Raw genomic sequence first — 22,804 nt, 5'->3', positions numbered from 1 at the left:
AGGGATGATTGTCATTGGAGCCAAAGGGCCTGCCTCATATTCTGCCAGCAAGACATGTCTCGTACGTATCGCAATTAACAATGCTCCTACCCCTAGTCGGAATTGATTGAAGACGGGGTGGGCTCTTCTGAATCACATGGGACCCTTCGGGAGGTTGATTTGTCAAGCCAAGCTCAAATGACTGGCACAAGAAGGAACTTCTTGCGGACGATCGGGATGTGCGCATGCGGCTGCAGTGTCCTTTTGGGTCAAACTAGGAATCTCCTGGCGGCAGACTGCATCCCGTCTGTTGATGGGGGAATAAAATTGTCCGACAAGAGAATTGGCACCTGGGCGTGGGCCAAGGAAACGGGCGGCCGTCTCCATCCGAGCCAGCGTGACGCGGTGCTGCGCGAGATGCTGAAGGCGCAGGCTAGGTGTGCCGCTGATTTGAGCAGACCGGCACGCGATGCAATCGCGAAAATGGATATTGACTTGATCCGTGTTCCTGACAGCGCCCTCGCCAAGAAAGTCGAAAGCCATGTCAGCAAGCTGTCTCCTGCTTCCCTGACAAACCACGTTCATAGAACTTACTACTGGGGCTCTCTCTTGGCACAAGCCGATGGGGCTCGGATTGACGACGAAGAACTCTTCTACGTTGCGGCATTGTTGCACGACCTCGGCATAACCGATCAGCATAGGTGCGCGCATGAGCACATTGGCGACTTCTCCGTCGATGGCGGGGTTGCGGCTCATGATTTTCTTGTGGGCGAAGGTGTGACGCAAGAGCGAGCCGACGCTGCAGCAGAAGCTATTGTTTTGCACGTGCAGATCGTGGGGGAAGAGTTTGGAGCGATGGCGAAATATCTTCAAGACGGGGCCTGGACTGACCTATCCTGTCTCCGCGCCAGCGAAATTCCGGTCGACCAGGCAAGAAAGGTCTTCAAGCAACATCCCGCTCTCGACATTCGCAAAATGTTCGGAGAATTCGCGATCGAGGAAATCACGAAACGACCGGATACGCGGTTTGCCGTCGCAGCTCAGGCAGGGCAGCAAGTCGGCGCCCCACAGCTTTTCCCATGGCCCGACAGGCCGGAGAAAATCGGCTAACATCGGTGGTACGTGCGGTAGTTTCCCTCTGGTGGCTGTTTGGTCGAACGTGGGGCATGCATCCGCTGATCTCTAGCTGATTGAGTGCTGCCGCGGGTTCGTCCCGCAGCTGCAGATCGGGTTCGGTCGCCGACGAGCCCCTTCGGTAGAAATAGAGCGCAAACAGCACCAACGCGCCGTTGACGAAATGTTCGATCCGGAGCGAGTGCGTGAGCGCGGCGCTGAGGATGACAAGCGTCACCGATCCGAGCAACGAGCCATAGATCGAATCGCTGCATCCGAACGCCACCAGCGGCGGGATGAAAAGCGGCAGGACGAAAACCGACAGGTTGTGAGTGATGAAGTCGGAATTGCTATTGCAAGGCGGAGCCATGCATTGAGAGATACCGCAACTATGCCGGATGCGCCTCGTTTCCCTCCGCCGATCGTTTTTCGGACTTTTTGTATTTCTCCTGAGAACGGCAGTTTGCAGCAGATTGACTTTGCAATAGACGGATTCACGCGGCGGTAGGGCACGCGGTCAGGGTGCGCAAACGAGATAATGCGCTCGCGCACGGTGTCAGAGAGCGCGATAGCCACCGTCGACGACAAGGGTCGTTCCGGTAACATAACTCGACATGTCGGATGCGAGAAACACCACGGGGCCTGCAAGTTCCTCTGGTTCGCCGAAGCGCCCGAGCGGTGTGCGCGCGACGAAGCGCGCCATCCGCACGGGATCGTTCCGGGTCTCATTGGTCAGCGGCGTCGAGAAGGCGCCCGGTGCGATTGCGTTGACGCGCACGCCGTCCTTGGCAAGTTCGTGCGCGAGTGTCACGGTCAGCATGCTGACGCCGCCCTTCGACGCGGAATAACTAACGGATGTTCCGGTGGAAATGAAAGCCGCAATCGACGAGATGTTCACAACGCTGCCTTTAGTCTCACGCAGCGCGGGCACGAACGCCAAGGTAACGTTGAGGGTGCCCTCGAGATTGACGGCGATCGCGGCATCCCATGACCGGCGCAAATCGGAGCTGTCGATATCATGCCGCGGGCAGATGCCGGCGTTATTGACCAGTATCGAGACCGGCCCGACGGTTTTGCCGATCTCATCGGCCAGAGTCTGACAGGCTGCGGCGTCGGTAACATCGAGACGGCGGGCCAGCGCATCGCCACCCGCAGCGCGAATCGCTACCACCGTCATCTCGGCTGTCGTCGCATCGATATCGGTCACGACGACGCGCGCGCCTTCCTTAGCAAGCCCCTTTGCAATCGCCGCCCCGTTTCCCTGTCCGGCGCCGGTGACGAGGGCGATACGTCTTGCGAGCATCATGTTGCTACTCCCGCTGCTTTTCGTTGTGACGTTTGCCGAGATCGACGATTATGTTCGTCACGATCTTCCGGACCCAGCTACGCTCTCCTGTTCGGCGCGAATGACATTCAGCAACGGCGCTCGCTGGGCGAGCCATGGTGCATGACGAACCGGCCATTGAGCGAACACTGGATCCCAAGCAAGATCGGCGGCAGCGTGATGCGCCCAATGGGGATTTCGCAAAGCCTCTCGCCCCCTGACGACGAAATTGGCGCGCCCTTGTGCGAGAACCGCTTCTGCTTGCTGCGCATCGACGATCATGAATCATGCTGCCTTGTGGGTCTTGTTCTCGACGTCGGCGACCGGGCCACGACCGCTTCTACTGGGCTGAATAAATTTGTAAATCACGAGTGAATTTGTCTTTTACATATCTGTAATTCATTTTACTGGCAACCGGATTGCGCCGCGGGTTGACTACAACAACCCTCACCTCGCGCGATATCCGTGCCAAATCAGTACCACAATGCGCTTTGCATCAACGAATGACTTCGCTATTTACAAATCTATTATTTTCGTGCTTAAGGTGAGCTAAGGCTGGATGTGAGCGCGCATCGACGGTGCGCGGGGCAAAGAAGCGCAACCAGCATGGCGATTTTTTGGAGGAAGGAAGACATGCCGCGTCTCGAAGGAAGAGCAAACGCTCCAGGCAGCCATTGGCGCAAGATCATGAGCATGCGGCCAGAGATCGTCAAATCATGGAGTGCGCTGGACGAGGAAATGCGCTTCACCGGCGTGCTGCATCCGGCCTTGAAGGAAGAGGTGCGACGCATGGTGGCGCAGCATAGCGGCTGTGCCTTTTGCGCCTCGCTGGGCAAGCCGGCCGCGACGTACGACGATCCCCGCCTCGCCGCGGCCGTCGCTTACGGACGTGCGCTGGCAGAACATCCGACGTCGGTTGATGACGCCGTCTGGGACGAGGTCACGGCACATTTCTCTGAAGAGGAGATTGTCGAGTTGACCGCCTGGATCGCCTTCATGTTCGCAAGCGAGATGATTGGCGGAATCATGAAGCTCGATCCCGCCACTCCCGAACTCTTCACCATGTACACGAAATGGATTCAGACCGGCATCGACCGCTACTCGTTATCCGCAGCAGAATAATGGGCAGCGGCGGCTGATCTCAGCATGCCCGCCAAGGAGCGCCCACGCGGTGTTGTGGACAGCGCGGCAGGCGGGCACGACGGGCGGGCCAAAGCTGCGCCAGGCGCTGTCGGCGCCCGACTACAAATAGGCGCATTGGCAAGACGGCAAGTTCGCGACCTACGAGGACACGGTGACAAAAGCCTTGAAGCCCTCTGACTTAGGTGATGACCCGCTCATTCGCCGCGGCCCTGCGTGGGACGCGGCTCATCTCATTCATCCGGAGACCAGTATGATCAAGCGCATATCTCTGCTCGCCCGCAAAAGCGGCATCGATGCCGACGAATTCGAACGCCGATGGTTCGGACAGCATGCGGCCATGGTCAGGCAGGTCGACGGTGTGAAGGGCTATGTCCAGAACAAGGTCGAATCCGCGACGGGTAGCATTCAGTCGATCGACGGGATTGCGGAGGTCTGGTTTGCCGATGCGGCGTCCATGACTAGCGTTCTCGCATCGCCGCAATGGCAAGCGGTGGTTGCCGACGCTCGCGAATTTCTGGGTGACGTCACCGCGCTGTCGATCGACGAACGCACGGTCGTGCCAGTGCGGTAAGCCGCACTGGTCGGGACTCTTGCACCGCCCTCGTCGCCAGCCACTGCTTTTCATTAGATGCTTGCATGTATGACTTGCTGATTGGACAGATTGCACTCGTCACAGGAGCCGGCCAGGGCAACGGTCGCGGTCTGGCTGTCGGTCTGGCGCGCTGGGGCGCCGACGTCGTTGTCACCGACGTCAACGCGGGTGCGGCCGCGGAAACCGCCGCGCTGATCCGCGACGCCGGGCGGCAGGCATGGTCGTTCACCTGGGACGTCTCGGATCGCGCCGCCGGCGAAGCCATCGCCACCAGAATCGCAGCCGAGGTGGGCGACGTATCGATCCTCATCAATAACGCGGGCATCATCTTCCGTGGCGACAGTGACAGCGATGAGGCTCTCAATGCATGGAAACGCGTGCTCGGCGTCAACCTCGACGGCACCTACTATGCCACCATGAGCCTGCTGCCCGCGCTCAAGCGCACACGCGGCTCGGTGATCAATATCGGCTCCGTGCAATCCTTCCTGGGTCTCGCGACCAAGGGCGCCGCTTACGCCTCGAGCAAGGGCGCAGTGCTGCTGCTGACCAAACAACTCGCCGTCGAGCTCGCACCGTTTGGCGTTCGCGTCAACGGCATCGCGCCTGGCGTCATTCGCACCCCGATCAATCCGTGGATCGATACCGATCTGCAGAAGCGCGACATGCTGTTGAAACGCGTCCCGCTCGGCCGCGTCGGGGAGCCCGACGATCTGGTGGGAGCCGCGGTGTTCCTTAGCGCCGACGCGCTCGGCAGCTATGTCACCGGCATCATGGTGCCGGTCGACGGCGGCTTCCTCGCCATGTGACGGCGCTGGCATCAACATCGTGGGTAGGCCGGAAGCCCGCACTCATGAGGTTTCGGCGTGATCGCCTGTTTGGAATACATGGAAAAGCGCGAGCACCCACTTTCTGGACGAGAAGCTTTGCTGATCGGCACAGCGCGCAGGCCCGATGCCCTTCGTTCAAAGTCGCAGTCCGATCGAGCCCGCCTAACAGAGCGCGCACCTATGAACGCGTGCGTCCGATTTAGCGAGACGTACTTCGATAATTGGCTCCAGGATAAACCGACGCTTGGCTGTCGATAAGAGGAGACGCAACGTGATTGAACTGTACGCCATGGTAAGTCCGAACGTTCAAAAGATCTATCTTATGCTAGAGGAGTGTGATCTCGACTATCGTGCCCATCAGGTGAACATCTGGAAGGGCGAACAGTTCGCTTCGGACTTTCGCGCACTTAATCCGAACTCCAAGGTTCCGGTGATAGTGGACCATACGCCATTCGGCGGCGGTACGCAGACCATTTTTGAATCAGGAGCCATCCTGATTTACCTCTCGGAAAAGACGAGTCGCTTCCTGCCTTCGTCGGGCTCGACTCGCTATGAGGTTTTGCAATGGCTGATGATCCAGCTGACGGGCATTGGCCCGATGTTCGGCCAATTCAACCATTTCCGGCGCTTCGCCAGTGACAACGCTTATGGCGTCTCACGCTACACGACCCAAGCGGCCACGCTTTATCGACTGATTGATGATCGCCTAAGTCAACACAATTTTCTGGGAGGAGATGACTATTCCATCGCGGACATCGCGACCTTCCCATGGCTACGAAACCAGGCAAGCCGATTCAATGAGGCCCAGTCATTCATGCGGGCGGGAAATCCAGACTATCCTCATCTTTGGCGTTGGTTTGACGGCATTGCGGCTCGAGCCGCGGTGCAACGGGCATTGCAAGTAATAGATTCACATCCGTCGACGCTTCCGACCTCCACGCCAGACGAGATGGATCGCGTCTTCGGTCGCGGTCGGTATGCCGCAAGTCCCGATGCGTGGGGGATGAACGTTACGTCTACAAGTTCATTGTGAGGACACGATGACCGACACGGAACCGCCGGAGAGGGGCGTGCCAACGGGTTATATTCCTCCAAAAGTTTGGAAATGGGAGAGCAAGAGCGGTGGCGCTTTTGCTACGATCAATCGTCCGATTGCTGGCGCGACACATGAGAGGAGCTTGCCGGTCGGTAAACACCCGCTACAGCTTTATTCGCAAGGCACCCCTAACGGAGTGAAGGTCACTGTCTTGCTGGAAGAGCTCTTGGCTGCCGGCCACTCGGGTGCTGAATACGATGCCTGGCTTATCAATATCAATAAGTTAGACCAATTTGGCTCAGGCTTCGTCGGGGTGAACCCTAACTCCAAGATACCCGCTTTGGTCGATCGCGCGCCGAAATGTGGCGGACTACCGATCCACATTTTCGAATCTGGCTCGATCCTTGTCTACCTTGCAGACAAGTTCGGGGCCTCTCTCCCCACCGCACTACGCGCGCGGACCGAGACGCTCAACTGGCTCTTCTGGCAGATGGGCTCAGCACCGTTTCTTGGTGGCGGCTTCGGTCACTTCTATGCGTACGCCCCAACGAATGAAGATCGAATACGCCATCAACCGCTATGCAATGGAGGTGAAGCGGCAGATGGACGTCCTCGACCGCCACCTCACCGATCACGAATACATGGCCGGAGGCGAGTACACTATCGCCGACATCGCAATCTGGCCTTGGTACGGGCGGCTTGCCGCAAACGCCATTTACGAAGATGCTGGCAGGTTTCTCTCGGTGGAGGAATATAAGAGCGTCCAACGATGGACGAAGCAGATCAGCGAGCGGCCAGCTGCTCAGCGCGGCGCGATGGTCAACCGGATTTCCGGAGAGGCTTCGATGCAACTCCACGAGCGGCATGACGGTTCTGATTTTGACGTGATGACGCAGAGCAAGCTCGCCCCGATCGGATCTTCAACGTAATCCGGTCAAAGCAATTTCGACGCAGGCCGAGGGACTCCGCATTGATCTGCGGCTTACGATCGATAACCAAAGCTGGCGCCGACGGCCGCCATCTCGCAACTTGTCAGCTTCCTTGTGGTCCGACATTTGCGATAGTGTCCACCATCTCCTTAGTGGACACGATCATCGAGCCACACCAACGCACTATCGTCGTTCATCGGTCTTCGCCAGACGGCCTTCACCCGAGGAAGATGGCGCTCCGGCGCGGGGCTTTGGAGAAGATTTGCTTTGCTCATTATACAATTCCTCCTCCCCGCGTTCGGGCAGAACGCTGGTCAAACTATGCGAAGATTGTTCAGTTAGCCAGCTGGATGCTGAAGGTGCCAGTTGGTAGCCGATTGGAATGCGTGGCCCGCTCGCACCAGCAATTCTTCTTGGAAGTGCGGCGCGACGAACTGGACCGCAATCGGCATGCCGTCTGTCGTCATGCCACCAGGCATGGTGATCGTCGGGTTCCTCGACATTGTGAACGAGCAGGTGAACCTATGAAGACCGGATATCATGTCGTCGTCCACCCGGGACATTTGCTCGAGCGTGGGCACCGGGAATCCGAGAACCGGACACGCGATAAGATCAACGTTGAGGAACACCGCCTGGACCGACCCGGCGAATTCCTCGCGCCTGAGTATGACCTTCTGGTAATCGAGCGCCGACATGCGGTTGCCAAGTTCAAGAAGGTTTGCGAGCGCGGTACCATATTCGGTTTTGCGGGACGGGAAGGTTTCCGTATGCGCCAACGCTGTCTGAGCCGCGCAGACGTCGAACCAGTCAAAGACGATCTGCGAGGGATCCGGGAATTTGATATCGACGATCTCGGCGCCGAGCGAGCGCAACGTTTCGAGCGTTTGCATGAGTGCGGCCATTGTCGCCTGATCGGTACCGTGGGCGGTCCAATCGCGATCCAGGCCGATCCGCAAGTCGGAGAGGTCGTTGTTCAGGTCCAGAATGTAGTCGGGAACCGGCAACGAAGACGAGGTCGGATCAGCCGAGTCGAAACCAGCCATCACGCCAAGCATGAGTCCCGCGTCGACCGCACTTCGCGTGATGGGGCCGACATGATCGAGGGTGGCCGCTAATTCATAGACGCCATGTCGGCTTACGCGGCCCCAGGTTGGTTTGAGACCAGTAACGCCGTTGACCGCGCTCGGGAGTCGTATCGATCCACCGGTGTCCGACGAGACCGCTCCGTAGCAAAGTCCCGCGGCAACCGCGACGCCGCTTCCGCTCGATGAGGCTCCTGGCCAACGGTCGTTGTGCCATGGATTCAACGGTGGTCCGTATGGCGCAAGATGCTCCGCGTACACACCCTCGGTCAGGTTGAGCTTGCCTAGGATGACTGCACCTGCCTCTTCAAGACGTTGCACGACCGACGCGTTGCCATTGGCGACAGCTTCCCGGCGGAGCGGCATTCCGGCCGTGGTCGGGAAGCCCTTCATATCTACGATGTCCTTCACCGCAATCGGAACGCCGTGCATCGGTCCGCGAACTCGGCCAGCGGCGAGCTCGCTGTCCGCGCGACGTGCCTGCTGAAGCGCAAGGTCCGCCGTCTGGGTGATGAACGCGTTCAGATTAGAACGCTTACCGACCCGGTCTAGAAGAGCCTCAGTCACTTCAATCGATGTCGCATGGCGAAGTCTTATGAGACCGGCGACTTCTGCCAGGCCGAGATAGTGGATGTTGTCGGCTACCATAAATCCTCCGTGGTTGCCGAAAGAACCGCGCAGCAACCTCAAACGCGTTCAATAATCGCATTGGAGCACGGTCGATCCGCTTCCTCAGGCCCCAGTCTTCGCAGGATCTCGGGCTATCGGTTCGCGTTTGACGACGTGATCCGGATGCGGCCAATTCTCCAGCGTGCGCTGGATTTCCTCCTCGAGGCTCTCATCGGTCATGAGGCCTTGCAGCTTGAGGAGCTTCTCCATCGCTGCCAGCCAGCATTCGTAATAGTCATCGGTGTAGCCCTCCCTGATGTGCTCGACATTCTCAGCGCGCGCCACCTCCGCGCTGAACGTCTCCACCCACTGCTTCCAGGAGAAGTGGCCGGCATCGTGGAGCTTGACCACCAGGGCAAAAGCCCTTGCTTCCCACGGTGCCGAGAAAATCACATCGCCGTTGTCTTTCGGGATGTGCGGGGCATTGAGGCAGAGCTGAAGGCTCACTTGCTCGTCCCCTCCGCTGCGAAGTCCATGTGTTCGTCCCAGAGATCAAGGCAAAGCGTGTCTTTTGGGCTGACGTTTTCGCCCCACACTTCCAGAGCGGTGAAGCGAACAGAGTAGACATGCTGCGGCCGCTCTTCGCCCTCGTTGGCGGCGCTGTCATTGAAGGAGAACACGCCTCTGTCCACGACGATGATGCCGATCTTGTCTCGCGCGTAACGGGGAAGACGAGTGTGACCCTTGATGTTGATGTTGCGAGTTCGCACTCGGTCGCCAGCGACAAATCGAGGCGCGGCCGCTTCATCGCGTCTGTAAGAGAACCCGTCGCGAACGATCACGGGCACCTTCTCTACGCTCATTGCGGGCTGGGCGCCTGCCGGAAGGCTCTGCGTGTCGAGAGCCCCGGCGGCCAGAAGATCCTCGCGCGTAAATACCCCCTTCTCGACGAGCAACCGCTCGATGCCGAAAAGCCACTTTTCGTAATAAGTGTCGCGCATGTAGTCCATCATGGGACGGTCCTCCATGGCGTGCCGGTATTCATCCTGGTTCCACCAACCGTTCATACCTATGGCCCAGTTCAAACCGAAGATGCGTCGTTCCCAATCGTCGTGGAAGACACGTTCGTTCTTCTCGACGGTGACGTGCCCCAGACCATCGATGCCACCGCAGTCGTGTATGCCGTTCATCGCGTCGCCTCACGCCGCTGCGGTTTTGGGCTGGCCGACGCCGAGCATCGAGTCTCTGGTAACCAGCTCGGCTAGCTGCTCCTCCGTCAGGCTCTCGGTGCCAACCGGGCGCTGGGGCAGAACCATGTATCGCAATTCGGCGTTCGCATCCCAGATACGCACTTCCTTGCTGTCTGGAACCGCGACCCCGAAGTCGTCCCTGAGAACGGCACGAGGTTCTTTGACGATACGAGAGCGATAAGGGGTGGACTTGTACCAGACGGGCGGCAGGCCGAGCACGTTCCATGGATAGCAGGAGCAGAGCGTGCAAACGAGGATGTTGTGCACTTCGTCGGTGTTCTCGACAACGACCATGTCTTCGCCCTGGAGACGCGACACACCCATTTCTGCGAGGGCGCCATTCGGATTGTCGAGCAGTCGTTGCTTGAAGGCTTCGTCCGACCATGCCCGCGCGACGACTTTCGCTCCGACATGAGGGCCGATGCGGTTCTCATAATGATCGACGATTTCGTCGATGGCGGCGGGGTCGACAAGGCCCTTCGAAACCATCAAGTTCTCAAGCGCCTTCACCCGGACAACGACCTCTTCGGGCGGTGCGTGATGGTGGTCGTGGCCGTCGTCTGCGTGAATATGATCGTGTTCGCGGGTCATTCTGTGTTTTCCCATTCTGTGCGACCGTGGCTCTTCATGCTTTCTTTGGGTCGCATATGTGAGTGGCACGAAACTCCCAGTGTATGGATTTGTAAATACCGAACCGCTAGCCTCGTGCGCTAATCTGCCAGACCCTCCGTCGATGAAGGGTGTCGACCCGGTCACTTAGCTCGACATTGACGATTCGAGGAGCACGGCGGGCCCAACTAACTCGTCCGGTTCGCCTTCCAGACAATCATGAATTGGAAGGACTATTATCTCAAGGAAAATGGATTAGCAAATGACTAATCGCGATTTATCGCGCCAATTGCCGTTCCGCCGGGTTTGGTATGCCGAGCATCGAAGCCAAGCTGATAGGAGAGAGCGTTCGTCGCCGACAGCAACGCCTCGACGAACGGGCTTCCAACCGAGGTGTCGAGAACTTTCTCCGGGCCAATGAGGGTGATTGCCAGCTGCATCTGGCCGACGTGATCAAAGACCGGCGCGGAAATCGCCCCAAGGCTCGGCACCGGGCGATCTTCGATGGTGGCGAAGCCGTTTCGCCTAATTTCTGCAATCGTTGTCTTGGACAGAAACTGGGACTTGCCGATCCGCTGGCTCATGTTGTCTTCCTTGCGTTCGTTCTTGACGGACTCGCGAATCAAGCCTTCCGGCATGAAGGCAGCGAACACCCGGCCGCTGGCGGTGCCGCTGACGGAACAAACCGTCCCTGCACGAGTATTCATGTTGATCTGATCGCCCCTTTCGTGAACCTGGATGACCGTTGGGCCGAATGAACCCCAGGTGACGACGGCAACCGTCATCCCTGTTTCTGTGGCGAGGTTGATTGCCCCTTCAGTCGCCATGCGCAGGGGATCGAAGCTGCGCATCCGCGTAATGCCGAGCTCGAGTGCGAATGGTCCCAGCCGGTATTGACCGGCCTGGGCTTCTTGCTCGATCAAACCTTGCTTCCGGAAGCTGACGAGGTAGGCATGAGCCTGTGCCGGGGCTATCCCCGCCTGCTTGGCGAGGTCCTTGAGCATCATCGGCTCGCCCTCGGTCACAAGGGCATTGAGAAGGCGCGCTCCGACTTCGATTGATTGCACACCACGTCCGTCAGGTTTCATATCCATATCCGCTTGCGGCACCTCCGCATTTCTTTAGCTTTGTATCATTTGTTTTGGACGAAACAATTCGCTCGTATCGTGATTCCGAGGTTCCGGCGATTTTGGCCTGTTGGTAAGCGGTTTTGAGGATTGCAAGGCAGAATCGCTCGATTGAGGCGAGAAGGTCGGTGGCGGACTTTGTCCATCTGAAGGGCTTCGGGCGATCAAGACACCAGCTGCGAGGTCGCCTAATTCATTTACTCAGGGTTTTCGCGATCGCAAGAACGCGCTGTATGGCAGGATTGCTGCCGTTCAGATCCATAGTTTCGCTGGTCCCGATCATTGTTATTACCGCTGCCAGTTCGCCAGCACCGTCGAATACCGGTACCGAAACGGCATTGATGTTTGGAATCGCGCCACCCGCTATCTCCCCATAACCTCGCTCCCGGGTCGCCTTCACTGCCTTCTCGAAAATCGCTTTTGCTTCCGAGGGCTTCGCCAATAGCGTCTTGTTGGAACTTCTCAGTTCGAATTTGAGGCGTTTTATGACGTCATCGCCTTTCTTGAACGCAGCGAAGGTCCAGCCAGTCGCCGTCCCAACAAGCGAGAACAATGTGCCCATGCGGATATTGAGGTTCAGCGACGTGGAGCCTTCCTGGGTTTGAACGACTGTCGGCCCTTGCGGCCCCCACACTGCCATGACCGTCATCAGGCCGGTCTCGGCCGAGAGCGGGGCAAGTACCTTGCTAACCTCATCGAGGGTGGGATGGCTGTGGATTCGCCCCAAACCCAACCTCAATGCAAACGGCCCTATTGAATACAGGCCTGTTTGAGCATCCTGCTCCACCAGGTCGATTCGCCGGAGGCTCGTAAGATATGCGTGCACCTGAGCCGGAGCCATGTTGGCCATGACGGCGAGGTCCCTAAGGGTGACCGGCTTTTGCGTCACCACTAAGGCTTCCAGAATCGCTCCTCCAACCTCGATCGATTGAATCCCCCGCGCTCCAGATGCCATCGGCGTGCCTCCCGAACCCTCTAATAATCCCGTTCTGTACGCCACAAGAGCTGCTGACAAGCGCCGAAGGGGGCAGGAGGAGCAAGTGCGTAATCTTAAATTTTTTATTGACATATCGATTTGCTAATGGTGAATTGCATACACCAACATCAGGTTGGGGAACTTTAGCTATGGGACGCAGAAACCCACGAACTGGCGCAGGGATTTCAGAGAGCAGCTAATGCCGACGCCACGATGGCACACCGGCAACCTCTGTCAGCGCTCCCGGCATGTGAGGTTTTCGGGCCCGCGGAGGATCAAATGGCAGACGAAAATTTCACGACCAACAAGATTCGTCGCAGCGCGACGGCAGTCCTTTGCGCCATGGCTGCTTTCGCCTTGTCGGCAATCGGTGCCTACGCCGACGATGTCGTGTCGATGGATAAGCGAGCCGACATAGCGCCGCTCTGCGGCACGAAACCGATGAAGGTTGCTCTGATTGACGGCTTCGGGGCTGATACCTGGCGCAAGATTGCCCGCGCCGAGTTCGAGGACGAGATCAAGAAGTGCCCGAACGTCACCGCGACGAAGTATTCCGACGCAGGCGGCGACCAGCAAAAATACAACGGCGACATCAACAGCTTTGTCGCCCAAGGCATGAATATCATTATTGCCCTCACCGACTTCGGCGATGCAGCCATCCCTGCATATCGGAAGGCATTCAAGGACGGCGTTACGATGGAGCCGTACTTCTCCCACCTCTCGGGAAAGGTTGGCACGGACTACGCCGCCAATACCTATCAGGATCAACACTACACGGGCGGCATTTGGGCGGATTGGCTTGGCAAGACCCTGAATGGCAAGGGCAATGTCGTCCTGCTTGGCGGCACTGCCGGCGCCGCGTCCTCGAAGGTCTTCATGAACGGCTTTAAAGAACGCCTAAAGAACTATCCGGAGATGAAGCTGCTCGACGAAAACTACATCGTCACCGACTGGAACCCGGCTACGGCGCAGAAGGCTGTTACGGGCCTTATCGCCAAATATCCGCAGATCGATGGCATCGCGTCGGACTACGGAGTGACGACGCTCGCGGCCATCAAGGCGTTCGAGCAGGCTGGCCTTCCGGTCCCAGCCCAAGCAACGTTGGCAAGCAACAACGAACTCAACTGCAAATACGTGAGCGCCAAGAAAGACGGCAAAGCCTGGAAATATTTAACGCTTGACGGTACGACCAACACCGTTCGCTTTGCTGTCCGGTCCGCAGTTGCCGCCTTCCAGGGCATCGAAAACAAGGAACCGTCGGCTGTTGTCCCATTCATCTATGCTAACAGCGAAACCGGCCTCGACCCGAAGTGCGATACCAACGCGCCTCCGGATGCCGACCTGTCGTCGGGCCTGCCGGAGGCAACGCTCCACGCTCTCTTCAACAAGTAGCGGCACGGATTGAGATGAGCAGCTCCACTCTCCTGGCAGTCTCGGAGATATCGAAGACCTTTCCTGGGGTGAAGGCCCTGGACAACGTGACGTTCGATGTCCTGGCGGGCGAAGTCCACGGACTGGTCGGCGAGAACGGAGCTGGGAAGTCTACTCTTATGGCAGTGGCTTCGGGAGCGCTCCGCGCCGACGAAGGCACTGTCACGATCGACGGCGAAGTGATGAGTGGCGATCCAGAAAGGGCGCGAGCGCTGGGGATCGCCATCGTCAGGCAGGAGCCGGCTCTCATGCCGGATCTCACCGTCGCCGAGAACCTTTATCTGGGCGTGCGCGAAGGCGCACGCCCAGCCATCGGCGATCTTTCGCGCTGGTCGGCTCAGGTTCTATGCCGATGGAACGAGAACATCACCGTCAAGCCTTCCGACCGCGTCGACACGCTCAACCCCGAGCAGCGGTTCATCGTCGAAATCGTCAAGGCCCTTGCCGGTGAACCGAAAGTCCTGATCCTTGACGAGCCGACCGAACATCTCGCCGCCGAAGACATGGAGCGCCTGTTCGCCCGCATCAAGGATGTGACCGCCCGCAACGCCGCTGTCGTCTACATCTCTCACCGAATTCGAGAGGTGCAGCTTGTCGCCGATCGCCTTACGGTGCTCCGGGACGGGCAGAGCCAAGGCACGTATTCCGCTAGGTCTCTGAGCGAGGACGCCATCATCCACCTCATCGTGGGCACCGACCTCGAGCGAGAGTTCCCGGAGAAGGAGACCGTATTCGAAGGTGAGGTTTTCTCCGTCAGGGAACTGGCCGGCAAGGGTTTCAACAGCGTCACGCTAAGCTTGCGGCGCGGCGAGATTCTCGGCCTTGCAGGTATCAGCGACAACGGCCAGCATGAGTTCATCCGTGCCTTAGCCGGTCTGAACAAGATCAAATCCGGCGATGTCTTGGTGGATGGGCGGGCCGTCCGGGTGACGTCACCGATCGCCGCCATGGGTAACGGCATCAGCTATCTGCCCGGCGACCGCCATCGGGAAGGCATTTTCGCGGACCTTACGTGCCGCGAGAATTTCTCCTCGCGCAGCGCGTGGAAAGATACCTATTCCATGGTGGTCAACACGGGACACGAAACGAACCGCACCGCGCAGGCGATCCGCCAGTTCGCGATCAAGACGCCCAGCACCGAAACGCCGATTGCGTCGCTCTCCGGCGGCAATCAGCAGAAGCTCGCACTTGCCAGCGTGCTCGCCAGTGATCCGACCGTTCTGCTCGTCGATGAGCCGACACAGGGCGTCGATGTCGGGGCCCGCGCTGAAATCTACAAGATATTGCGGGAGAACGCGAAGAAGGGGATGGCGATCATCGTCATGTCCTCGGACGCCGCGGAGATCGCAGGTCTCTGTGACCGCGTGGTCGTTTTCTCACGGGGCAGCGTCGTCAAGACGCTGAGCGGTGATGAAGTCGTCGAAAACGCCATTACGGGCGCTGCACTGAAGTCGACCTCGGTCAGAACAAGGTCGGAACGCATGGCGAGCGGTTTCTGGCGATGGGCCGCAGGAGACGCCGCGCCACTCGTGATGATCGGCCTCGCTATCCTTCTGATGGGCGCAGTCGCCGCCTCGCAGAATGAGTTCTACCTCTCGATGAGAAACATATCGGGCATGCTGGTTCTGGTCGGCACTCTTGCGCTGGCCGCCTATGCCCAGCAAATCCTTCTGCTCGTCGGTGGTATCGATCTTTCAATTGGTCCGGCTATGGGCTTGGTCCAGGTTGTGGGGTCATTCTATCTCGTCCAGGACGCCGGGTTAGAGGTCCATGCGATGGGCTGGGTCTTCATGCTAGCGGCGGCGCTGTCGATCGGGGTCCTGAACTGGCTCCTCGTAGAACCGTTTAAGCTCCATCCGATGATTGCGACGCTCGCGACCTTCATGGGAGTTCAGGCGGTGTCGCTGATCCTGCGTCCTGCTCCCGATGGCAGCATCGATGGGGAAATTCTCAGCCTGATCGGCGAGCGCTTTGGCGGCATTCCGCTGACCTTCGTAACCGCAGTGCTGGTCGGCTTCGTCCTCGAATTCATTCTCTTCCGCCATCGGCTCGGCTTCACGTTCCGTGGCCTCGGGTCTCGGCAGGAAGCCGCGCGCGTAGCTGGTATTGTTCCCGCCAAAACCAGACTGGTCGCCTACCTCGGATGCTCGCTTCTCGCGTTCATGGCAGCCGTCGCAATGATCGAGCAGGTCGGAATCGGTGATCCGCGCGCCGGCCTGAATTACACCCTCGGTAGCATCGCTGCTGTCGTCATCGGTGGAACGAGCCTATTCGGCGGGCGAGGGTCCTTCATCGGCGCTCTCCTGGGGGCAATCTTCATCATCCAGGTCAACACGGTCACAACGTTCCTCGGCCTTGATCAAGCTTGGCAATCGTATCTGCTTGGCACGATGATCATCATCGCGGTGTCCCTCTATTCCAAGAGCAGACAGATGGCGGTGGCAGCATGAGCGACGTTTTAGCCAATCAAGCCGTGCCAACCTCTGCAGAAAGCGGTGTAGCAAAAATGAAAGGGCGGTTGTCAACAGGGGAGTTCGGCTGGATTTGGATCGCCACCAGTGCTCTTTTCGGGATCAGCGCCATAGTGGCCCCCGGGACCGTCCGCTTTACGTCGATCGTCGCCATGCTTCCTTTTGCCGCGATGCTGGCCATCGTTGCGATCGGACAGACAATTGTCATCCAGCAGCGCGGCCTCGACCTGTCGAGCGCGGGCCTCATGAGCCTCAGCGGCATCCTTGTCGCCCAGCTGGGCTTTTCGACAGGTTCCATCTTCCTGGCAGTCGTCCTGACGCTGATTGTCTGTGCGATTTGTGGCGCCGTGAATGGTCTATTGATAGCTCGCCTGAACATCATGCCGATAGTGGCCACTCTGGCGACCAACGCTCTTCTTCTTGGAGCTATCCAGACACTGTCCGGAGGTAGTCCGATGACCGTGCCTAAGGCGCTGGAGGACTTCTCTCACGAGCGGCTGTTTGGCGTGCCGTATACACTTTTTCTGTCCCTCGTGTTCGTCGCCTTCGCCGCTTTCGTCTCCACACGCACCCTCATCGGCCGCCAGTTCATCGCCGTTGGAGCAAATCAGAGAAGCGCGCGCGCCGCCGGCATCGGCGTCCTGCGGTATCAGGTTGGGACATATGCCGCCGCTGCGCTCTGCTTCGCTGTCGCGGGGATGCTCTACGCGGGCTTCATTGGCTCGGCTTCGCAGGTTGCGGGCAACGACTATCTCCTGCCAGGCATCGCCGCGGTCGTGGTAGGAGGCACGCCCTTCACTGGCGGCCGTGGAAGCGTCATCGCTTCTGGTGTCGCCGCGATCTTCATGACGCAACTAGGCATGATGGTGCTGGCGCTTGGGGCTGGGACCGCCTTCCAACTGCTCGTCCAGGCCGGCGTCATCGTCCTCGCGACGACCATCCGCCATATCCCTGGTCTCCTGCGGGTGCCGCGCTAATCGGCTTCCGACTCAGTAGCGCGCCGTCGCGGTGCTCACAGTCCAAAAGGTACGGATGCAGTCGTGAAACAGCGTAGTTGGATCAATCGACCAACGAACGGGGCTGCCATTTCCCGGTCCAGAATCTGCCGTACAACATCTTCAGCGTCAGTAATTCCCCCTTTCGATGCGTGGCCGCCATCGGAGACCAGATGATCGACACGGTAAAATACCAGGTTTTCGGAAGCGAATCCCTAGATGCGTTCATGGCCTTTGGTCCGGAAGCTTGGAGCAGATTCGCACCAGGCTCACGTCCCCGCTAATGGAGGGCGGTGACGATGCACTGGGCTCTAACGATGCGCTACGAAGGTATGCGCTCGTCCCGGCGCACCGGGCGCAGTTGCATCTGCCGTTCGATGTCGCCGGCTATGCGAACTTCTCCGCCTTGCGCCAGCATGCGTTCAGCGTGGGCACAGAGTTCCGTTGGGCTGAGGGCGGCAGTTACCGCGTCGGGTCTGGCGAGTGCGTGGGCAGAATTCTCCCCGCGCCGGCCGAACGGCGCTGGTAGCAAGAAGTAGACGAAACATCTGGAAACGCTGCAATCGCTGTCTCAGCGAGAAGGAGAACCCGTGGCCAAAGCTTTCGCATCTCAGGGCGACCTGACCGAAAAAAAATGTTCCTTCACCGAGATCGGACGGGACCTATGGGCGTTCACAGCCGAGGGCGATCCCAACACTGGCGTCATCATCGGCGACAACTCCGTGATGATTGTCGACGCCCAGGCGACACCCCGTCTCGCAAGTCTCGTCGTCGAGAAAATTCGCTCTGTCACTGACAGACCGATCAAGTATGTCGTCCTGACACACTATCACGCTGTGCGGGTGCTCGGCGCGTCCGCGTTCAACGCCTCCGAGGTGATTTCCTCCGAGAAGTGCCGGTCCATGATCGTCGAACGGGGTCAAGAAGACTGGGATTCCGAGTTCGGCCGGTTCCCCCGTCTTTTCCAAGGCCACGCATCCATTCCAGGCCTGACTTGGCCGACTCTGACCTTCAGTGATCGCATGATTCTCTACCTCGGCAAGCGCCGTGTCGACCTGCGCTCTCTCGGGCGCGCTCACACGGCTGGGGACATTGTCGCTCATGTGCCTGACGAAAACGTCCTGTTCACTGGCGATATCGTCGAATACCATTCTGCCTGCTACTGTGGCGACGCGCATTTCGGGGATTGGCCCCAGACCCTGGCCGCTATCCGTGAGATCCAGCCGACCGCGATCGCGCCAGGCCGTGGCAGCGCTCTTGTGGGCGCCGAGCAAGTGAACTCTGCACTCGACAACACGGCTGACTTTGTAACGTCGACCTATCGTCCGGTCTCGCGAGTTGCTCGTGGCGGTGGCTCGTTGAAGGAAGCGTGGGACGCGTGCCGTGCGGAATGCGATCCGAAATTCGCGTCCTACGCGATATACGAACATTGCCTCCCGTTCAACGTCGCACGTGCTTATGACGAGGCGCTCGGACTCGACACGCCCAGGATATGGACGGCGCAGCGTGATCGGGAAATGTGGGACCGGCTTCAAGGATGAAAAGGAGCGCATATGAGTGAGTCGGTTTTGTTCGACTACTGGCGGTCGTCTTCAAGCTTTAGGGTGCGGATCGCCCTGAATCTGCTTCGACTGCCACACACAATCGTGTCCGTAAACTTACTAGCACACGAGCAGCGGACGCCGGAGAATCTTGCGCGGAATCCGCAAGGGTTGGTTCCGACGCTCCGGATAGACGGACATGATCTCACTCAGTCGCTTGCGATCATCGAATACCTCCACGAGATCACTCCTGGCAGTACGTTGCTGCCAAAAGATCCGTTCTCGCGATCACAGGTCCGTGCCGTGGCTCACGCTATCGCGATGGAGATCCATCCGATCTGCAATCTCTCCGTCGTGGCCCACGTCCAATCGATCACTGGTGGGGACGACAGGGCCAGAATTGCATGGATGCGGAAGTTTATCCGGGATGGATTGGTCGCAGTCGAGGGAATGCTGAACCGGCTTCCATCGGACGCCTTCTGTTATGGGCCGACACCCACCATTGCTGACATCTGCCTGGTTCCTCAGATGTACAACGCCGATCGATGGGGAGTGGAAACAGCCGACCTGCCAAGGGTCCGGTCGACTAAAGCAGTCTGCGAAGCGCTTCCCGCGTTCAGCACTGCATACCCTCAAAACCCCTGCGAAGCCGTATAGCAGTCGCGATGGCTAGTTCCGGCAAAGATGCCGATGATGCCACGGAGATGGCGACGGCGCAGGTAAATGCAGGCGGGAAGAGCTGGAGCCGGTCAGAGGCCTCTAGCGAGGTAGGTTCCTTGCAATTGGCCATCGCGCAACACGCTGAGACGGCCGGCAATCGCGCGTACTTCGCGGATGCGCTGGGAAATGTATATGACGGCCGCTCCACGAGCCGTGATTCGCCCGATGCGAACGTTGCTACTTCACCGATCTGTGGAGCTGCAGGCTCATCAAGCACGAGTATCTCTGGGTCACAGGCCAGAGCTTGTGCAATTTGGACATTAAAGCGCAGCTCTGGATTGACTGACGCGACTCGATCCTTGGTACCAAATCCCAGGTCTTCCTCGACCCATACTTGAAGCGTCCGAATGTGGGGACGTCGAGATGCAGGTAATCCAAGAATGAGAGTTTCCGCAACAGTAAGGGCGGGCATAAGGGCCCTTGACGGACGGTTGCCAGTCCAAGCTCTTGGGCCTGATCCGGATCGCCATCAACAAAATTGCGAGGCAATTTTCATTGAGCCAGAATCCGGCCGAAGGGCGCCAGAAGCGATCGCGATAAGAGTTGACTTGCCCGCGCCGTTCCCGCCGATCAGCCCGTGGACCTCTCCGGCTCGTAGATCGAAATCAATGCTCTTAAAGGCTTTGCCTCCCAAGACCTTTGCAGATCGGTTTCATCGTGAGGATCGACCGCCACGACTCGCCTTCGACGAAGTCATGCGAACCCGCGTCCTTCCGACAAAGCATCGCGGATTTCCCGTTTCGTTGGTTAGGCCCTGATCAACGCCCCCGACAATCAATAGTCCCGCCGGCGGCATTCGCGCATCGCGGCGCAGATGCCGCGATGCGCGTCCCGTGCTATGGCGTCCTCGCGATCGCCGTCGTGATAGCGGCCGCCAGTTCGTCCGGCGCCTCTAGTGGCGACAAATGCCCAACGCCCGGCAGGATGATGAATTCGGTCCCTTTAATGCGGCTCCCGAGCTCGCGTCGCAACCCAGGTTCGTTCTCGACCTTATCGGCGTCTCCGACGATGACCGTGGTAGGAACGTTGATGTTGGCCACTAGATCTCGGATATCGAGCGACATACCTTTGTCAAACCAAGCGCGTTTTGCTGCGACCGCGCCCCGAAGGGTATCGTCGATCACCTGTTGTCGCAATTCTGCGGAAAGCTGCCGATGAGTAAGAACCGTAAGTGCGGTCTCAAGTCCTTCCGCACTCAGATAGCTTTTCAAGTAAGCGTCCTTCTGCTCTTGCGGGACTTCCATCGGGGTCGGAGGAGCCGGCGCAACTAGGACGAGGCCCTTAAGGCCTGACGGCCTGCGCGCTCCGAGGATTTGCGCGATCTTTCCACCCATCGATTGACCGACGAGGATGTATTGCGAAATCCCAAGCGATTGAATGATGGCGGCGATGTCATCGGCTTGAGTATTCAGGTCATAGTTGGTCGCGTTCTTGTCCGATTCACCCCAACCGCGAAGGTCCGGGGCAACACAGCGGTGGCGCTCAGACAGTCGCTCTGCAACCAGGTCCCACGTTCGTCCCGCCCCGCCCATGTAGTGAATGAACACTAAGGCGGGCTCCTTGACTCCAATATCTCGTACGTTGAACTCGAGTCCGTCGACGTGCAGTTTTCGATTGAGGAAAGCCATGGTGTTGTCCGTATTCCGTGAGGATTGCGCCATTGCGATCGAGAGAGGTTGCAGGATCGCGAGTGTGAGAGCTTGAGCGAGTAGGTTCCGGCGATTGACAGAAAACATGGTCGTGTCCGATCTCCGCTTGGGCTGGCTTGGGATTGAGAGAGCTTGGGGGAGTAGGCCTCGACCTACTGGGCGCCAAAGATGACGCGCCTCCAAGAAAGAGCCGTACGAAGAGTGCTAGATGGTAGGCTTGTCCGCGGAAGTTACTCGGGCATCGCCCGTCTCTATCGATGTCGGCGTCTACTAGGCTAGAGGGAGTCGCTCACGGAGGGAATGACATATTGACCTCGATTTCTGCCATATCGCATTGGCGTTCTTCTTCGTGTCGATGAAGATACTTTCGTGGGAAAGGGGAAAACGATGGTCTAGGATTTCCGTGGATCCGCTTTGGATGATCGTTTTTCCGGGGTGCGGGCCGCTCGATCTAGGACCGTTGTTTGCTTTGAATCTGGCGAGTGGGTCAAACAGGGGCTCTTATCGTCAATGTGTTGAAGGTCTTGCCAGTCGGTTTCGTCCGGTTGGCGTTCCGGTCGCCTTGCGACGCACCTCGATTTGGTCGCCGAGCAGCCGGATATCCTCGATCGTACAGCATAGGCCGGGACAGCCAAATCGATCGACTCAAATGCCTCGCCTAGCCCGTCGCGCGGGAGCCACTCTTCGTTTGTACGATAAGAGTTGTGATCAGGATTCGTCGCTTTGGCTAACAAGGCCGCGACGTCTTTCTCGGGGGGCGTTGAGCGCTTCATGCGGCCGCGTCACGATCCCTTGCTTTCTTCAATCGCCAGCGACAATCCCACTGCGGTGGGTGCAGGCTGGCGATCAAGTGCAGCGAATGAATTGCCGAACATCGGCAGGCCGCTTTTCGATTCCGCCGCAGTCGCTTCGTCCTGGAACACATCCCAATGTTCCGCCAGTCGTCCTTCCTCGATCCGCAAGACGTTGGCTGCGACCGATGCCCGAGAGCGGCCCATCCCGCTAAATCGTCCATGCAGTATTACATAGCTGCCCTCAACGACGATGAGCTGGTTCTCGTATTTCATCGTTTCTGGGAGACTGCGGACCAAGTTGAGTAGACCGTCTCGCCCAGGCTCGACCTGTGGGCTGTGCTGGATATAGGTCTCAGACCAGAACTCCGCCGCTTCGGCATAATCCCGCTTGTTGAAGAGAGTGTCGAAGGCTCGGAGAACAAACGCCTTGGTTTCTTCAGATGTCATCATGGCCATGAGTCCTTGTTGATCCGGTCAATTTTCATATGAACTCAAAGATACTGGCGTCGGGATTGATCATCGCGGATCTGGATGACCAACGTCCCACGAGCGACATAAAGCTGATCCTTCCGGATTGACTGAGCTGCCTGAAATTGCGAGCGCGCAG

The 22,804-nt window shown here is 58.5% G+C and carries 22 protein-coding genes and 1 pseudogene; 13 read left to right on the top strand and 10 right to left on the bottom strand.

The genetic code is table 11. The features are described from left to right. The first annotated feature begins 306 nt into the window (after positions 1-306). A complete protein-coding gene (locus GSQ90_RS23690) occupies positions 307-1,089 on the top strand; it encodes a hypothetical protein (RefSeq protein WP_158817440.1) in 783 nt (260 codons plus the stop codon). 559 nt (positions 1,090-1,648) lie between these two features. On the opposite strand, the gene GSQ90_RS23685 is transcribed toward GSQ90_RS23690, so the two are convergent. After that, positions 1,649-2,398: an SDR family NAD(P)-dependent oxidoreductase gene (locus tag GSQ90_RS23685; protein ID WP_158817439.1), complete on the bottom strand. Its 750-nt coding sequence runs from the start codon at positions 2,396-2,398 to the stop codon at positions 1,649-1,651. A gap of 141 nt (positions 2,399-2,539) precedes the next feature. On the opposite strand from GSQ90_RS23685, the gene GSQ90_RS23680 reads away from it, so the two are divergent. The 6 genes and pseudogenes from GSQ90_RS23680 to yghU all read left to right on the top strand — a co-directional run bounded on the left by GSQ90_RS23680 (position 2,540) and on the right by yghU (position 6,943). Beyond that, the gene (locus GSQ90_RS23680; RefSeq protein WP_158817438.1) at positions 2,540-2,791 is read left to right on the top strand and encodes a hypothetical protein; all 252 of its coding nucleotides are present in this window, start codon (positions 2,540-2,542) and stop codon (positions 2,789-2,791) included. A 258-nt stretch (positions 2,792-3,049) separates the two neighbouring features. Beyond that, positions 3,050-3,538 (top strand): carboxymuconolactone decarboxylase family protein, encoded by a 489-nt coding sequence (locus GSQ90_RS23675; protein ID WP_158817437.1) that lies wholly within the window; start codon positions 3,050-3,052, stop codon positions 3,536-3,538. A 172-nt stretch (positions 3,539-3,710) separates the two neighbouring features. Next, entirely contained in the window at positions 3,711-4,130 is a 420-nt protein-coding gene (locus GSQ90_RS23670) for an EthD family reductase (protein WP_158817436.1), read from the top strand. 65 nt (positions 4,131-4,195) lie between these two features. Next, the gene (locus GSQ90_RS23665; RefSeq protein WP_158817435.1) at positions 4,196-4,957 is read left to right on the top strand and encodes an SDR family NAD(P)-dependent oxidoreductase; all 762 of its coding nucleotides are present in this window, start codon (positions 4,196-4,198) and stop codon (positions 4,955-4,957) included. A gap of 292 nt (positions 4,958-5,249) precedes the next feature. Further along, positions 5,250-6,011: a glutathione S-transferase family protein gene (locus GSQ90_RS23660; protein ID WP_158817434.1), complete on the top strand. Its 762-nt coding sequence runs from the start codon at positions 5,250-5,252 to the stop codon at positions 6,009-6,011. Between the two features lie 7 nt (positions 6,012-6,018). Continuing rightward, a pseudogene (gene yghU, locus GSQ90_RS23655) lies at positions 6,019-6,943 on the top strand (glutathione-dependent disulfide-bond oxidoreductase). A gap of 338 nt (positions 6,944-7,281) precedes the next feature. Here yghU and GSQ90_RS23650 read toward each other — a convergent pair. The 6 genes from GSQ90_RS23650 to GSQ90_RS23625 all read right to left on the bottom strand — a co-directional run bounded on the left by GSQ90_RS23650 (position 7,282) and on the right by GSQ90_RS23625 (position 12,575). Continuing rightward, entirely contained in the window at positions 7,282-8,673 is a 1,392-nt protein-coding gene (locus GSQ90_RS23650) for an amidase (RefSeq protein WP_158817433.1), read from the bottom strand. An 84-nt stretch (positions 8,674-8,757) separates the two neighbouring features. Next, positions 8,758-9,141 (bottom strand): nitrile hydratase accessory protein, encoded by a 384-nt coding sequence (locus GSQ90_RS23645; RefSeq protein ID WP_158817432.1) that lies wholly within the window; start codon positions 9,139-9,141, stop codon positions 8,758-8,760. Further along, a complete protein-coding gene (gene nthB / locus GSQ90_RS23640) occupies positions 9,138-9,824 on the bottom strand; it encodes a nitrile hydratase subunit beta (protein WP_158817431.1) in 687 nt (228 codons plus the stop codon). The genes GSQ90_RS23645 and nthB overlap by 4 nt, the downstream gene beginning before the upstream one ends. Positions 9,825-9,833: 9 nt before the next feature. Then, positions 9,834-10,475: a nitrile hydratase subunit alpha gene (nthA, locus tag GSQ90_RS23635; protein ID WP_158817430.1), complete on the bottom strand. Its 642-nt coding sequence runs from the start codon at positions 10,473-10,475 to the stop codon at positions 9,834-9,836. A gap of 284 nt (positions 10,476-10,759) precedes the next feature. Continuing rightward, positions 10,760-11,581, bottom strand: a complete 822-nt coding sequence (locus GSQ90_RS23630) for an IclR family transcriptional regulator (protein ID WP_210254955.1) — start codon at positions 11,579-11,581, stop codon at positions 10,760-10,762. A 232-nt stretch (positions 11,582-11,813) separates the two neighbouring features. Beyond that, positions 11,814-12,575, bottom strand: coding sequence for an IclR family transcriptional regulator (locus tag GSQ90_RS23625; protein ID WP_158817429.1), 762 nt, complete (start codon positions 12,573-12,575; stop codon positions 11,814-11,816). 300 nt (positions 12,576-12,875) lie between these two features. Between GSQ90_RS23625 and GSQ90_RS23620 the strand changes: the two genes are divergently transcribed. The 6 genes from GSQ90_RS23620 (at position 12,876) to maiA (ending at position 19,691) form a co-directional block, all read left to right on the top strand. Continuing rightward, a complete protein-coding gene (locus tag GSQ90_RS23620; RefSeq protein WP_158817428.1) occupies positions 12,876-13,988 on the top strand; it encodes a substrate-binding domain-containing protein in 1,113 nt (370 codons plus the stop codon). Between the two features lie 14 nt (positions 13,989-14,002). After that, a complete protein-coding gene (locus tag GSQ90_RS23615; protein ID WP_158817427.1) occupies positions 14,003-16,477 on the top strand; it encodes an ATP-binding cassette domain-containing protein in 2,475 nt (824 codons plus the stop codon). Beyond that, the gene (locus GSQ90_RS23610; RefSeq protein WP_246731741.1) at positions 16,474-17,475 is read left to right on the top strand and encodes an ABC transporter permease; all 1,002 of its coding nucleotides are present in this window, start codon (positions 16,474-16,476) and stop codon (positions 17,473-17,475) included. The genes GSQ90_RS23615 and GSQ90_RS23610 overlap by 4 nt, the downstream gene beginning before the upstream one ends. 77 nt (positions 17,476-17,552) lie before the next feature. Next, positions 17,553-17,777 (top strand): hypothetical protein, encoded by a 225-nt coding sequence (locus tag GSQ90_RS32915; RefSeq protein ID WP_158817426.1) that lies wholly within the window; start codon positions 17,553-17,555, stop codon positions 17,775-17,777. 306 nt (positions 17,778-18,083) lie between these two features. Beyond that, a complete protein-coding gene (locus GSQ90_RS23600; protein WP_158817425.1) occupies positions 18,084-19,034 on the top strand; it encodes an MBL fold metallo-hydrolase in 951 nt (316 codons plus the stop codon). A gap of 12 nt (positions 19,035-19,046) precedes the next feature. After that, entirely contained in the window at positions 19,047-19,691 is a 645-nt protein-coding gene (gene maiA, locus GSQ90_RS23595) for a maleylacetoacetate isomerase (RefSeq protein WP_158817424.1), read from the top strand. Positions 19,692-20,223: 532 nt separating this feature from the next. On the opposite strand, the gene GSQ90_RS23590 is transcribed toward maiA, so the two are convergent. The 3 genes from GSQ90_RS23590 to GSQ90_RS23580 all read right to left on the bottom strand — a co-directional run bounded on the left by GSQ90_RS23590 (position 20,224) and on the right by GSQ90_RS23580 (position 22,653). Then, a complete protein-coding gene (locus GSQ90_RS23590; RefSeq protein WP_158817423.1) occupies positions 20,224-20,388 on the bottom strand; it encodes an ATP-binding cassette domain-containing protein in 165 nt (54 codons plus the stop codon). A gap of 202 nt (positions 20,389-20,590) precedes the next feature. Next, on the bottom strand, positions 20,591-21,490 hold the full coding sequence (locus GSQ90_RS23585) for an alpha/beta fold hydrolase (RefSeq protein ID WP_210254954.1): 900 nt from the start codon (positions 21,488-21,490) through the stop codon (positions 20,591-20,593). A 695-nt stretch (positions 21,491-22,185) separates the two neighbouring features. Next, a complete protein-coding gene (locus GSQ90_RS23580; RefSeq protein ID WP_158817422.1) occupies positions 22,186-22,653 on the bottom strand; it encodes a nuclear transport factor 2 family protein in 468 nt (155 codons plus the stop codon). Between the last annotated feature and the right edge of the window lie 151 nt (positions 22,654-22,804).

The organism is Methylocapsa sp. S129, assembly GCF_009765995.1.
Taxonomy (GTDB): Bacteria; Pseudomonadota; Alphaproteobacteria; order Rhizobiales; family Beijerinckiaceae; genus Roseiarcus.
This window is presented reverse-complemented; position numbering and strand designations above follow the sequence as displayed.

Bases quoted from the DNA above. Each gene is read 5' to 3' on its own strand.
- GSQ90_RS23685 (WP_158817439.1), bottom strand. From the start codon at position 2,398: ATGATGCTCGCAAGACGTATCGCCCTCGTCACCGGCGCCGGACAGGGA.
- GSQ90_RS23680 (WP_158817438.1), top strand. From the start codon at position 2,540: ATGACGAACCGGCCATTGAGCGAACACTGGATCCCAAGCAAGATCGGC.
- GSQ90_RS23675 (WP_158817437.1), top strand. From the start codon at position 3,050: ATGCCGCGTCTCGAAGGAAGAGCAAACGCTCCAGGCAGCCATTGGCGC.
- GSQ90_RS23665 (WP_158817435.1), top strand. From the start codon at position 4,196: ATGTATGACTTGCTGATTGGACAGATTGCACTCGTCACAGGAGCCGGC.
- GSQ90_RS23650 (WP_158817433.1), bottom strand. From the start codon at position 8,673: ATGGTAGCCGACAACATCCACTATCTCGGCCTGGCAGAAGTCGCCGGT.
- nthB (WP_158817431.1), bottom strand. From the start codon at position 9,824: ATGAACGGCATACACGACTGCGGTGGCATCGATGGTCTGGGGCACGTC.
- nthA (WP_158817430.1), bottom strand. From the start codon at position 10,475: ATGACCCGCGAACACGATCATATTCACGCAGACGACGGCCACGACCAC.
- GSQ90_RS23630 (WP_210254955.1), bottom strand. From the start codon at position 11,581: ATGAAACCTGACGGACGTGGTGTGCAATCAATCGAAGTCGGAGCGCGC.
- GSQ90_RS23625 (WP_158817429.1), bottom strand. From the start codon at position 12,575: ATGGCATCTGGAGCGCGGGGGATTCAATCGATCGAGGTTGGAGGAGCG.
- GSQ90_RS23620 (WP_158817428.1), top strand. From the start codon at position 12,876: ATGGCAGACGAAAATTTCACGACCAACAAGATTCGTCGCAGCGCGACG.
- GSQ90_RS23615 (WP_158817427.1), top strand. From the start codon at position 14,003: ATGAGCAGCTCCACTCTCCTGGCAGTCTCGGAGATATCGAAGACCTTT.
- GSQ90_RS23610 (WP_246731741.1), top strand. From the start codon at position 16,474: ATGAGCGACGTTTTAGCCAATCAAGCCGTGCCAACCTCTGCAGAAAGC.
- maiA (WP_158817424.1), top strand. From the start codon at position 19,047: ATGAGTGAGTCGGTTTTGTTCGACTACTGGCGGTCGTCTTCAAGCTTT.
- GSQ90_RS23585 (WP_210254954.1), bottom strand. From the start codon at position 21,490: ATGTTTTCTGTCAATCGCCGGAACCTACTCGCTCAAGCTCTCACACTC.
- GSQ90_RS23580 (WP_158817422.1), bottom strand. From the start codon at position 22,653: ATGGCCATGATGACATCTGAAGAAACCAAGGCGTTTGTTCTCCGAGCC.